Here is a 12,286-nt window from a genome sequence, read left to right as displayed (position 1 = left end):
TAGGACGCTGCCAGGCAGGTCGGACGAAAACAGCTCACCATAACGGTGAGCTGTTTTTTTGTTTGCGGAGGAATGAACAAACATTTGATCAGTTGAGACGGGATCGTATATGATAGACGACAAATTCGATTGACGAGTGTATGATCTGTCGTTGAACGGACTGATTGACCCTTTCATCGAAGAAGCCGTTTTTCCTGACGTACCGGTTGTATCCGCTGAGGGATACTCCGAAAAACACGAACAGAAAATATGAATGGTCAATTAAATGTTCGTATTTCCATTGACTCCAGTTTGTGCGGAATGTTAAACTGATACTGCATGTGATTTTTCTCATATATGCTCGGGAATATGGCTCGAGTGTCTCTACCCGGAAACCGTAAATTTCCGGACTATGGGAAAAATCTTCCTTCGGTGTGTCCTCCGAACGGCAGATTTTTCCTGGGGGAATATCTGCGTTCGGATTTTTTCTTGGATAGATTCTCGATGTAGAGGAGTTGTGCCATGAATCAACCACGTGTCGGCGTAATCATGGGAAGCACGTCGGATTGGCCCACAATGAAGCGGGCTTGCGAAGTATTGGAGGAATTGGACATCCCCTATGAGGCACGTGTCGTTTCCGCGCATCGGACGCCGGATGAGATGTTTGCCTATGCGGAAGAGGCGGAGGAGCGCGGAATCGAGGTGATCATTGCTGGGGCGGGCGGTGCGGCCCATTTGCCGGGAATGGTCGCGTCTAAAACGGTATTGCCTGTGATTGGTGTCCCAGTCAAATCTTCGTCACTGAACGGTTTGGATTCCCTGTTGTCGATCGTCCAGATGCCGGGCGGCGTACCAGTGGCAACCGTGGCGATCGGGGAGAGCGGCGCGGTGAACGCCGGTTTGCTCGCGGCGGAAATGCTGGGAATAGGGGACCCTAACATTCGAGAACGCTTAAAACAACGGCGGATTCGGATCCGTCAACAAGTCATCGAATCAGGTGAGCTGACATGATGGAACTGCAAGTCAAACCGCCAACCGTATTGTTGCCGGGAAGCACTGTGGGTATTTTGGGCGGCGGTCAATTGGGACGTATGGTGATCCTCGAGGGGCGAAAGTTGGGATATCGTTTCGTCACGCTGGATCCCTCGCCAGATTGTCCTGGCAGCCAAGTGTCAGACCACCACTTCGCCGCCGGGTATCATGATGTTCTTGCCGCAGAGCAGTTGGGCGAATGGTCGGACGTGGTTGCATACGAATTTGAAAACATCGATCCTGAAGTGGTCAAACGGTTGGAGCAAAAAGTTTTTGTCCCACAAGGCAGTCGGCTGCTGGAAATCACCCAGCATCGGATACGGGAAAAAGTGACGCTGGACGCTTGCGGCATTCCCGTCGCCGCATTTCGGGTGGTCCACGACGCGAAGCAATTGCGTGACGCCGCTGCAGAGTTGGGGTATCCGTGTGTGCTGAAGACGGTCACGGGCGGATACGACGGGAAAGGTCAGCGAATTTTGCGCGGGGTAGAAGACGTGGAGCCCGCTTGGCAGTCGCTGTCCCGTCCGTGGGAACCCTGCATTCTGGAACAGTTTGTCCCGTTTATCAAAGAATTGTCGGTGGTGGTGGCACGAAATATCCATGGCCAGATTGCCACATTCCCTGTGGTGGAAAACATTCACCGCCATCATATTTTGCACGCGACGCTGGCACCTGCGCCGGTCTACGAACGCATCGCCGCCCGTGCCGAACGGCTGGCCCGCGATGTAGCGGAGAAACTGGAAATAACGGGACTTTGCGCAGTGGAAATGTTCCTCTTGGAGGACGGACAATTGCTGGTGAACGAGTTGGCCCCGCGTCCGCACAACTCCGGACATTTTACGTACGATGCTTGCGCAACTTCGCAGTTTGAGCAGTTTCTGCGGGCGATTTGCGGGCTGCCGTTGGGCTCGCCTCGCTTGTTAACCCCGGCCGTGATGGTCAACATACTGGGGGAGCATGTGGAGCCGTTGATGCAGCGGATTCCGACCTTACCTGACAATGTGAAGGTGCATCTGTACGGGAAAAAAGAGGCGAAACCCGGACGCAAAATGGGTCACGTCACCGTATTGGGCGAGTCGCTGGCAGAAGCGTGGGGAACGGTTCAACAGCTCGGTATTTGGGAAGACGAAGACATGGTCAGGTTCGAGAACATTTAACCCTTACTGAGAACGGTGAGGGTGGAGCTTGACCTAAGGAAGGGTTAACCAATTTCCAGGTTGTTCACAAGGACGTGAGTTACGATTTTCCGTCTTCAGCTCCACACAGAACCTGCTCATTCCCGATGGGATTGAGTGGGAAATGGGGTGCACAGCCCGATCAAAACGGATCATCGAGTCGTTGTTGAAGGAGAGGGAATGCTGTGATTGAACGATACACACGACCGGAAATGAAGGAAATCTGGAACGATGAAAACCGATACCGCGCATGGCTGGAAGTGGAGATTTTGGCGTGTGAGGCCTGGGCGGAATTGGGCGTCATTCCCAAAGAGGATGTAGAGAAAATCCGGCAAAACGCCCGGATCGACATCGGACGTATTCTGGAGATTGAGCAGGATACCCGTCATGATGTGGTGGCGTTCACCCGTGCGGTCGCGGAAACGTTGGGGCCCGAATCCAAATGGGTTCATTATGGATTGACCTCCACCGATGTGGTGGACACGGCTCTTTCCTATCTGCTGCTACAAGCCAACCACATCCTGCTGAAGGATATCGATCATTTTCTCGATGTCTTGAAAAGGAAAGCGCTGGAACATAAAGAGACTGTCATGATGGGACGGACGCATGGAGTACACGCGGAACCCACCACATTCGGACTGAAAATGGCGCTGTGGTATGCCGAGATGAAGCGTAACCGCGACCGTTTCGTGCAGGCGATGGAAGAGGTGCGGGTCGGCAAAATCTCCGGCGCCGTTGGTACCTACGCCAATATCGACCCGTTTGTGGAACAGTATGTCTGCGACAAATTGGGGTTGAAACCGGCACCGATCTCTACACAGACCCTGCAGCGGGACCGTCATGCGGAATATATGGCGACACTGGCCTTGATCGCCACGTCGCTGGAGAAATTTGCGGTGGAAATTCGGGGTCTGCAGAAAAGCGAGATTCGCGAAGTGGAGGAAGCCTTCAAAAAAGGTCAAAAAGGTTCCTCGGCGATGCCGCACAAGCGTAACCCGGTCGGATCGGAAAATATCACCGGTTTGTCCCGTGTCATCCGCGGACATATGCTGTCGGCCTACGAAAACGTGCCGCTCTGGCATGAGCGGGATATTTCCCACTCGTCCGTGGAGCGCATCATTCTGCCGGATGCAACGACGCTGCTCAATTACATGTTGCGACGGTTTGCGGGAATCGTGGAAGAACTGACGGTGCTACCGGACAACATGAAACGGAATATGGAAGCCACCTATGGACTGATTTATTCGCAACGCGTCCTGCTCTCTCTGATCGACAAGGGACTGAAGCGGGAAGAAGCCTATGACCGCGTGCAAAAGCTGGCCATGCAGGCATGGGAGGAACAACGTCCCTTCCGCGGGCTGGTGGAAAGCGACGAATTGATCACGCGCACGTTGTCGCCAGAAGAAATTGCAGATTGCTTCGACTATCGTCATCACTTGAAGCATGTGGACACCATTTTCCGTCGGTTGGGTTTGGTGGAATGAAGTTAGGCCGGCTGAACGATTTGCCCATGAGAAAGATGAACCTGCTCGGGAACATTCCGACAAAACGGATCGATGAATCGGGAAATGCGGAAAAGGAGAGACCGAACATGAATCGGGGAGACCTGCTGTACGAAGGAAAAGCCAAAAAACTATATCAGACGGATGATCCGAACGTGTTGTGGGTGGAGTACAAAGATGACGCCACCGCTTTCAACGGGGAGAAAAAAGCGCAACTGGCCGGCAAGGGGGAGATGAACAACCGCATCGCTGCATTCTTTTTCCGGTACTTGCGCGAAAACGGCGTGGACAACCACTTCCTTCAGGAAGTCTCCCCGACCGAACAATGGGTCCGAAAAGTCACCATCGTACCGCTGGAGGTGGTGGTGCGCAACCGTGCGGCCGGTAGCATGGCCAAACGGTTGGGATTGGAGGAAGGCCGCATGTTGCCGCGCCCGATCGTCGAGTTTTACTACAAAAACGATGATTTGAAGGATCCCTTGGTCACGGAAGATCATATCGATGTGCTGGGATTGGCCACTGCCGAGCAACGTGAGGAGATGAAACGCATCGCCTTGCAGGTGAACGACTTGTTGGGCAAAAAGATGCGGGAGCTCGGGGTGACGTTGGTCGATTTCAAACTGGAATTCGGGATCGATCCGGACGGGCGTTTGATCTTGGCAGATGAAATCTCGCCGGATACGTGCCGTTTCTGGGATGTGAAGACGGGCAAAGTATTGGACAAGGACCGCTTCCGCCGCGATTTGGGCGATGTGGTGGAGGCGTATCGGGAAATCTGGAACCGGTTGGAGGGGACAACACCATGATCAAAGCGACAATTGTAGTTATGTTGAAACCGAGTGTGCTCGATCCACAGGGAAGTGCGGTCAAAGGCTCGCTCCACTCGCTTGGGTTTGAAGAGGTGACGGAGGTCCGTATCGGGAAACGGATGGAAGTGTGGCTCAACACCGACAACCGGGCGGAAGCGGAAGCCCGCGTGGCGGCCATGTGCGACAAGCTGCTGGCCAATCCGGTGATCGAAAATTACACGTTCGAGCTGGAGGAGGGAGCCTGATGCGCTTTGCGGTTCCGGTGTTTCCCGGTTCCAATTGTGACGTGGACTGTTTGAGAGCGGTCGAAGATGTGCTGGGCGTTCCAGTCGAACCGGTATGGCACCAAGAACGGAGTTTGAGCAAATATGATGCGATTATTCTTCCCGGCGGCTTTTCTTACGGCGATTATCTGCGTACGGGTGCACTGGCGCGCTTTTCTCCAGTGATGGACAGTGTAATGGAAGCGGCCGAATGGGGTAAATTGGTCGTCGGCATTTGCAACGGGTTTCAGATTTTGTTGGAAGCAGGTTTGCTGCCGGGCGCGATGCGGCGCAACGACCACCTGCAATTCCGTTGTGACATCCAACCGCTCCGGGTGGAAAACGCCGAATTGCCTTTTACACGGGACTACCGGGAAGGAGAAATCATCCACATTCCGATCGCGCACGGCGAAGGCAACTATTACTGTGACGAGGAGACATTGGCGGAGTTGAAACAACACAACCAAATCGTGTTCCGTTATACCGGGGAAAATCCGAACGGATCGGTCGACGACATTGCCGGGATCGTCAACCGGCGAGGCAATGTGCTCGGCATGATGCCCCACCCGGAACGGGCGGTGCATGATTGGTTGGGATCGGTGGACGGTGTGCGTTTCTTCACTTCGATGCTGGCTTACTGGGAGGAGAATCACGGTGCGGCTTGAACAGACGACGAAGGTGTCGGAACCGACGCCCGAGATGATTCGGGATCAAAAACTGTATCGGGAAATGGGCTTAACTGAAGAGGAGTATGAGCAGGTGATCGGCCATTTGGGGCGTCTGCCCAACTGGACGGAAACGGGCATTTACAGTGTGATGTGGTCGGAACACTGCAGTTACAAAAACTCCAAGCCTTTGCTGCGCCGTTTTCCCACAGAGGGGCCGCGAGTGTTGCAGGGACCTGGTGAAGGAGCCGGCGTGATTGATATCGGTGACGGGCAGGCAGTGGTGTTTAAGATTGAAAGCCACAACCATCCATCTGCCATCGAGCCATTCCAGGGTGCGGCGACCGGAGTGGGCGGCATCATCCGCGACGTGTTTTCGATGGGCGCCCGTCCAGTGGCGTTGCTCAATTCGCTCCGCTTCGGTGAATTGAGCTCCCCACGCGTACGGTACCTGTTGGAACGTGTGGTGGCGGGGATTGCGAATTACGGCAACTCGATCGGGATTCCGACGGTGGGTGGCGAAGTGGCGTTTGATGAGCGGTACGAAGGCAATCCGTTGGTCAACGCGATGTGTGTTGGTATTCTGCCTCATGAGCATTTGCAAAAAGGGGTGGCCAAAGGCGTCGGCAACCCGGTGATTTATGTCGGTGCCAGCACGGGACGCGATGGCATCCACGGTGCCACGTTTGCATCCGAGGAACTGAGCGAGGAATCGGAGGAGAAGCGTCCGTCCGTGCAAGTGGGCGACCCCTTTATGGAGAAGCTTCTGTTGGAAGCCTGCATGGAATTGGTGGAAATGGGTATCCTGATCGGCATCCAGGACATGGGGGCGGCCGGGTTGACCTGCTCCAGCTCCGAAATGGCTGCCAAAGGCGGATGCGGGATGGAACTGGATTTGGATCGGGTTCCCCAGCGCGAAGCCGGCATGACACCGTATGAGATCATGCTGTCCGAATCGCAGGAGCGCATGTTGCTGGTCGTGGAAAAAGGGCGCGAAGAAGAAGTGAAGCGCGTGTTCGACAAGTGGGGTCTCAACTCCGCTGTGATCGGCCGCGTGACGGATGACGGCCGTCTGCGCCTGCGCCATCGGGATGAGTGGGTGGCCGATATCCCGGTGAAAACGTTGGTGGATGACGCGCCCGTGTACGTACGAGAAGCACGAGAGCCGGAATATTATCGTAGCTTTGCTGATTTCGACACCAGTGCCGAACTGAAGGACATTGATCCGCAAGATGCCGTGAAACGGGTGCTGGCATCTCCGACGGTGGCAAGCAAGAAGTGGATCTACCGCCAATACGATCACATGGTACGCACCTCCACCGCAGTACGTCCGGGATCGGATGCGGCGGTGATCATACTGCGCGGTACGGAGAAAGCGTTGGCCATGTGCACGGATGCCAACGGTCGTTATGTCTATCTCGATCCCGAACAGGGCGGGGCCATCGCCGTGGCTGAAGCGGCACGCAACGTGGTCTGCTCCGGTGCAGAGCCAATCGGGATTACGGACTGCCTGAACTTCGGCAACCCGGAAAAACCGGAAATCTACTGGCAAATGTCCCGGGCGATCGACGGGATGAGCGCAGCATGCCGTGCGCTGAACACGCCAGTGATCGGGGGCAACGTCAGTCTGTACAACGAAAGCAATGGTCAAGCGGTATTGCCCACTCCCGTGGTCGGCATGGTCGGGTTGATCGAAAAACGGGAGCACATCACCACGCAAGCGTTCAAAGAAGACGGCCATGTGATCTACCTGGTGGGAGAGACGTTGGATGAATTGGGCGGCAGTGAACTGCAGAAGGTGGTGACGGGCCGCATCGCCGGACGTCCGCCGCGCATCGATCTGGAAAAGGAAAAACGGGTGCAAGACTTCACCTTGGCAGCGATCCGACAAGGTTGGGTGGCTTCGGCACACGATCTGTCCGAAGGCGGATTGGCCGTGGCCCTGGCTGAATCCTGCATCAGCGGCAATCGCGGTGCGCAAGTAGAGATCGCTACAACGCTGTCGGTGACAACGTTCCTGTTCAGTGAAAGTCAGTCCCGTGTGTTGCTTAGTGTGTCTGAGGACCATGCATCCGCATTGACATCGCTGGCCGACGAATACGGCGTACCCCTCCAGCGCATCGGTCGGGTCGGTGGTGACCAGTTGCGGGTGACGGTCAACGATGTGCAGGCGATGGATGTGTCGGTGGCCGAGTTGGCCGCTGTATGGGAAGGAGCGATACCATGCGCGATGAATGCATCTTCGACGAACTGAAAGAGGAGTGCGGGGTGTTTGCCGTCATCGGTCATCCATCGGCAGCGCAATTGACGTATTACGGTTTGCACGCACTCCAGCATCGCGGGCAGGAAAGCGCCGGCATCGTTACGACCGATGGGACCAAGTTTCGCCATCACCGGGGGATGGGACTGGTGACCGAGGTGTTCCAAGGGGATGTGCTGTCCAAATTGACGGGGCACACGGCGATCGGTCATGTTCGTTACTCCACCACCGGCGAAAGCGGGATCAATAATGCTCAACCGCTGGTGTTCAACTATGTAGCGGGTGAGCTGGCGTTGTGCACCAACGGCAACCTGGTTAACTCACAACGGTTGCGCAGGGCATTGGAGCGGGAAGGTTCCATATTCCAGACGACGACCGATACGGAAGTGATTCCCCATCTGATCGCCCGTTCCCGCCATACCAATCTGGTGGATGCAGTCAAGGAAGCATTGAATCAGGTAGTGGGCGGGTTTGCCCTGTTGATTTTAACCAATGATCAATTGATTGCCGCATCTGATCCTCATGGATTGCGTCCGCTCTCCTTGGGACGGCTGGGGGATGCGATCGTGTTTGCTTCCGAGACGTGCGCATTGGACGTGATCGGTGCGGAATATGTGCGAGAGGTCGAACCGGGTGAGATGCTGATCGTCGACGCCGAAGGGATGCGTGTTGACCGGTTTACCCCACCGGCACGGCGAGCGGTCTGCTCGTTTGAATACATTTACTTTGCCCGCCCGGACAGCGACATCAGCGGTATCAACGTGCATGCCGCAAGGAAACGACTCGGTCAACAACTGGCCAAGGAAGCCCCGGTCGAAGCCGATGTGGTCACCGGTGTGCCGGACTCCAGCATTTCCGCGGCGATCGGGTATGCGGAAGCGACGGGGATCCCGTATGAATTGGGCCTGATCAAAAACCGGTATGTAGGCCGTACCTTCATTCAGCCGAGTCAGGAATTGCGGGAGCAGGGCGTCAAGATGAAGTTGAGCGCTGTCCGCAAAGTGGTGGAAGGCAAACGAGTCGTCATGGTGGATGACTCGCTCGTTCGCGGGACGACCAGCCGACAGATCGTCAATCTTCTACGCGAAGCAGGAGCGACAGAAGTGCATGTGCGCATCAGCTCTCCACCGGTGCGATTCCCCTGTTACTATGGAATCGACACTTCGGATCGGAAACAGTTGATCGCTGCCTCTCACTCCGTCGAGGAGATCCGCCAATTGATCGGGGCGGACAGTCTCGTGTTCCTGAGCAAGGAGGGCATGCTGGAAGCGATCGGTCGCCCGACCGGGGAACCCGATCGTGGACATTGCCTGGCCTGTTTTGACGGGAACTATCCTACGCTGGTAGAGGAGAGTCTGGTATTGGAGGGAGAGCGATGAGCGACGCGTACCGCGCGGCTGGTGTGGACATCGACGCGGGCAATGAAACAGTGGAACGGATCAAATCTCATGTGAAACGAACGATGAGACCCGAAGTGATCGGTGGATTGGGCGGTTTCGGCGGGCTCTTCTCCCTTCCTTCCTATCGGAACCCGGTGTTGGTTTCTTCCACTGACGGTGTGGGGACCAAATTGAAGATCGCATTTGCGATGGATCAACATGATACGATCGGGATCGATTGCGTGGCCATGTGTGTCAATGATGTGGTGGTGCAGGGAGCGGAACCGCTCTTTTTCCTCGATTATTTGGCTACGGGCAAATTGAATCCTGCCCAGGCGGAAGCGATCGTCAAAGGGGTCGCCGACGGTTGCCAGGAGGCGGGATGCGCGCTGATCGGCGGTGAAACGGCGGAAATGCCGGGGATGTACGGCGCAGGTGAATACGATGTGGCCGGTTTTTGCGTGGGTGCCGTGGAACGGGAGCGTTTGTTGACGGGAGAGAACATCGTTCCGGGTGATGTGGTGATCGGGCTGGCTTCCAGCGGTATTCACAGCAATGGCTTTTCATTGGTTCGCAAAGTGTTGTTGGAGGGAAATCCCGATCGTTTACACGACACAGTTCCATGGGGCGGGGCCACTGTCGGAGAAGTGCTGCTCACCCCCACCAAGATCTACGTCCGACCGTTTCTGGAACTGATGAAACGGTTTGAGGTAAAGGCGGGGGCACATATCACCGGCGGTGGATTAATCGAAAACGTCCCGCGCGTGCTGCCGGAAGGGTGCCAGGCCGAGATTGACCGCTCCACGTGGGAAGTACCGCCCGTGTTCGAATGGATTGTGCGCGAGGGACGGCTGAACGAGACGGATGCGTACCGAACATTCAACATGGGAATCGGCATGGTCGTGATCCTGCCGGCAGATCAGGCGGAAGAAGCGCTGTCCGTCCTGCAGGAGATGGGGGAAACAGCCCATCTGATCGGACGAATCGCGGAAGGTGCCGGCGGGATTCGATGGATCGGAGGCGGTGAGTCATGAGAATCGCCGTATTCGCTTCCGGGAGCGGCTCCAACTTTGAGTCACTGGTCCAGGCGTCCCGCGAGCAGGGATGGCCGGGTGAGATCGTGCTGCTCGTCTGTGACCGTCCCGGAGCAAAAACGTTGGAGCGGGCAGCTCGGTTGAAGGTGCCGGCCCGATCGTTCGTTCCCAAATCGTATCCCGATAAGGCGGCGTATGAAGCCGATGTCCTTCACCTGTTGCGGGAGTATCGCGTGGACTGGATCGTGCTGGCCGGATACATGCGTTTGATCGGTCCGACACTGTTGATGGCCTATTACGGTCGAATCGTCAACATCCACCCTTCGCTGTTGCCGGCGTTTCCTGGCAAGGATGCAGTTCGACAAGCGCTGGAAAAAGGCGTCAAATGGACCGGCGTCACCGTTCATCTGGTGGACGAAGGGATGGATACGGGGCCAATCCTCGCGCAGGAGCCGGTACCCGTGAAAGACGGGGACGATGAGACATCGTTGACAAACAGGATTCAAACGGTGGAACACCGGTTGTATCCGGAAGTAGTACTTCGTTTGATCCGGGGTGAGATCGACACCGACGCGTTGATGAAGCAAAGGGAGGAGCAAACAACATGTCCATCCGACGTGCGTTGATCAGCGTATCCGACAAGACCGGTGTGGTGGAGTTGGCCCGCCGTCTTGCCGATCGTGGTGTGGAGATCGTCTCCACAGGGGGAACAAAGCGCGCTTTGGAAGAAGCAGGTGTATCGGTTACGGGTGTATCCGACGTGACCGGTTTTCCGGAAATTCTGGACGGACGGGTCAAAACCCTGCATCCGCTCATCCACGCCGGATTGTTGGCGATCCGCGACAATGAGACGCATCTGAAACAACTGGAGGAACACCGGGTGACACCGTTCGACCTGGTGGTCGTCAATTTGTATCCGTTCCAACAAACTATTTCCCGACCCGATACGGATTTTGAAACGGCCGTGGAAAACATCGATATCGGCGGACCGTCCATGGTGCGCGCAGCCGCCAAAAATCACCGTTTCGTCACTGTACTGGTCGATCCGGCCGACTACGGCGACGTACTGGATCAGATTGAGAAAGACGGAGAAGTGGACGCGCAGACCCGCCTGCGGTTGGCAGCAAAGGCGTTCCGCCACACAGCGGCGTATGATGCTTTGATTGCAGGATACCTCACCGAGCAGACGGGAGAAACGTTCCCGGAGCGCTGGACCGTGACGTTTGAAAAAGCGCAGGATCTGCGTTACGGTGAAAACCCCCATCAGCGGGCGGCCTTTTACCGTCAGCCGCTCCCGTCAACACTCGGGATCGCTTCTGCGAAGCAGCTTCATGGCAAAGCGTTGTCCTACAACAATATTCAAGACGCACAAGCGGCTTGGGAGATTGTGTCCGAGTTTGATCAACCGGCAGCGGTTGCTGTGAAGCACACCAACCCGTGTGGTGTCGGAATCGGCTCTACGGTGGCGGAAGCTTTCCAAAAAGCGCATGACGCTGATCCGGTTTCTATCTTCGGCGGCATTATTGCGTTCAACCGCACCGTGGACGAAGCGACGGCCCGGAAGCTGCGGGAAATTTTCCTGGAAATCATCCTGGCGCCCGGATTTGATGAACCGGCCTTGGCCATTTTGCGCGAAAAGAAAAACCTCCGACTGCTGGAGATGCCGGAAGCTCCGACAACGGGGAAACCTTCGTGGAAACAGATCACTGCCGGGGACGGTTTTTTGGTGCAGGAGACAGATCAAAAACGGATCACCCGGGAAGATTGCCGGGTGGTCACCGAACGGATTCCGACCGAAGACGAGTGGGAGCAACTGTTGTTCGCCTGGAAAGTGGTGAAGCACGTCAAGTCCAATGCGATCGTATTGGCACGCGACAACCGGACGATCGGGGTGGGAGCCGGTCAGATGAACCGCGTAGGCGCAGCGGAAATCGCCATTCGTCAAGCGGGAGAACTGGCCAAAGGAGCAGTACTCGCTTCCGATGCCTTCTTCCCGATGAGTGACACGGTGGAAGCAGCTGCCCGCGCAGGGATTACGGCCATTATCCAACCCGGCGGGTCCATCCGTGACGAAGAATCGATCCAGGCGGCCAACCGTCACGGTATCGCGATGGTGTTTACCGACGTGCGCCATTTCAAACACTAAAGCGTGTCTGGTAATTCCATCAGAGGGCAAGATTTTCCGAGG

General features: G+C 56.1%; 11 protein-coding genes and 1 riboswitch. All 11 genes read left to right on the top strand.

From position 1 onward, the window contains the following. Positions 1-310: 310 nt before the first annotated feature. Positions 311-412: riboswitch (purine riboswitch) on the top strand. 89 nt (positions 413-501) lie between these two features. The 11 genes from purE to purH all read left to right on the top strand — a co-directional run bounded on the left by purE (position 502) and on the right by purH (position 12,244). After that, positions 502-990: a 5-(carboxyamino)imidazole ribonucleotide mutase gene (gene purE / locus NWF35_RS12410; RefSeq protein ID WP_301239475.1), complete on the top strand. Its 489-nt coding sequence runs from the start codon at positions 502-504 to the stop codon at positions 988-990. Then, positions 987-2,168 (top strand): 5-(carboxyamino)imidazole ribonucleotide synthase, encoded by a 1,182-nt coding sequence (gene purK / locus NWF35_RS12405; RefSeq protein ID WP_435873889.1) that lies wholly within the window; start codon positions 987-989, stop codon positions 2,166-2,168. Before purE ends, purK begins: the two co-directional genes overlap by 4 nt. A 203-nt stretch (positions 2,169-2,371) precedes the next feature. Next, entirely contained in the window at positions 2,372-3,670 is a 1,299-nt protein-coding gene (gene purB / locus NWF35_RS12400) for an adenylosuccinate lyase (protein WP_301239473.1), read from the top strand. 107 nt (positions 3,671-3,777) lie between these two features. Continuing rightward, complete coding sequence (purC, locus tag NWF35_RS12395) at positions 3,778-4,494, top strand: phosphoribosylaminoimidazolesuccinocarboxamide synthase (RefSeq protein ID WP_301239472.1); 717 nt, start codon at positions 3,778-3,780, stop codon at positions 4,492-4,494. Continuing rightward, entirely contained in the window at positions 4,491-4,742 is a 252-nt protein-coding gene (gene purS / locus NWF35_RS12390) for a phosphoribosylformylglycinamidine synthase subunit PurS (protein WP_301239470.1), read from the top strand. Before purC ends, purS begins: the two co-directional genes overlap by 4 nt. Beyond that, positions 4,742-5,425, top strand: a complete 684-nt coding sequence (gene purQ, locus NWF35_RS12385; RefSeq protein ID WP_301239468.1) for a phosphoribosylformylglycinamidine synthase subunit PurQ — start codon at positions 4,742-4,744, stop codon at positions 5,423-5,425. Before purS ends, purQ begins: the two co-directional genes overlap by 1 nt. A 34-nt stretch (positions 5,426-5,459) precedes the next feature. Then, a complete protein-coding gene (purL, locus tag NWF35_RS12380; RefSeq protein WP_301239478.1) occupies positions 5,460-7,679 on the top strand; it encodes a phosphoribosylformylglycinamidine synthase subunit PurL in 2,220 nt (739 codons plus the stop codon). Beyond that, the gene (gene purF, locus NWF35_RS12375) at positions 7,649-9,064 is read left to right on the top strand and encodes an amidophosphoribosyltransferase (RefSeq protein WP_301239467.1); all 1,416 of its coding nucleotides are present in this window, start codon (positions 7,649-7,651) and stop codon (positions 9,062-9,064) included. Before purL ends, purF begins: the two co-directional genes overlap by 31 nt. After that, positions 9,061-10,098, top strand: coding sequence for a phosphoribosylformylglycinamidine cyclo-ligase (gene purM / locus NWF35_RS12370; RefSeq protein ID WP_301239465.1), 1,038 nt, complete (start codon positions 9,061-9,063; stop codon positions 10,096-10,098). The genes purF and purM overlap by 4 nt, the downstream gene beginning before the upstream one ends. Then, positions 10,095-10,724: a phosphoribosylglycinamide formyltransferase gene (purN, locus tag NWF35_RS12365; protein ID WP_301239463.1), complete on the top strand. Its 630-nt coding sequence runs from the start codon at positions 10,095-10,097 to the stop codon at positions 10,722-10,724. Before purM ends, purN begins: the two co-directional genes overlap by 4 nt. Further along, positions 10,703-12,244 carry a bifunctional phosphoribosylaminoimidazolecarboxamide formyltransferase/IMP cyclohydrolase gene (gene purH, locus NWF35_RS12360; RefSeq protein ID WP_301239462.1) on the top strand — a complete coding sequence of 514 codons (1,542 nt, stop codon included), beginning with the start codon at positions 10,703-10,705 and terminating at the stop codon, positions 12,242-12,244. The genes purN and purH overlap by 22 nt, the downstream gene beginning before the upstream one ends. Positions 12,245-12,286: the final 42 nt, after the last annotated feature.

It is taken from the genome of Polycladomyces subterraneus, from assembly GCF_030433435.1.
Lineage (GTDB): Bacteria > Bacillota > Bacilli > Thermoactinomycetales > JIR-001 > Polycladomyces > Polycladomyces subterraneus.
This window is presented reverse-complemented; position numbering and strand designations above follow the sequence as displayed.

Excerpts from the sequence above, each read along its gene's own strand:
- purM (WP_301239465.1), top strand. The coding sequence starts at position 9,061 with ATGAGCGACGCGTACCGCGCGGCTGGTGTGGACATCGACGCGGGCAAT.
- purQ (WP_301239468.1), top strand. The coding sequence starts at position 4,742 with ATGCGCTTTGCGGTTCCGGTGTTTCCCGGTTCCAATTGTGACGTGGAC.
- purS (WP_301239470.1), top strand. The coding sequence starts at position 4,491 with ATGATCAAAGCGACAATTGTAGTTATGTTGAAACCGAGTGTGCTCGAT.
- purN (WP_301239463.1), top strand. The coding sequence starts at position 10,095 with ATGAGAATCGCCGTATTCGCTTCCGGGAGCGGCTCCAACTTTGAGTCA.
- purF (WP_301239467.1), top strand. The coding sequence starts at position 7,649 with ATGCGCGATGAATGCATCTTCGACGAACTGAAAGAGGAGTGCGGGGTG.
- purK (WP_435873889.1), top strand. The coding sequence starts at position 987 with ATGATGGAACTGCAAGTCAAACCGCCAACCGTATTGTTGCCGGGAAGC.
- purH (WP_301239462.1), top strand. The coding sequence starts at position 10,703 with ATGTCCATCCGACGTGCGTTGATCAGCGTATCCGACAAGACCGGTGTG.
- purE (WP_301239475.1), top strand. The coding sequence starts at position 502 with ATGAATCAACCACGTGTCGGCGTAATCATGGGAAGCACGTCGGATTGG.
- purC (WP_301239472.1), top strand. The coding sequence starts at position 3,778 with ATGAATCGGGGAGACCTGCTGTACGAAGGAAAAGCCAAAAAACTATAT.
- purL (WP_301239478.1), top strand. The coding sequence starts at position 5,460 with ATGATTCGGGATCAAAAACTGTATCGGGAAATGGGCTTAACTGAAGAG.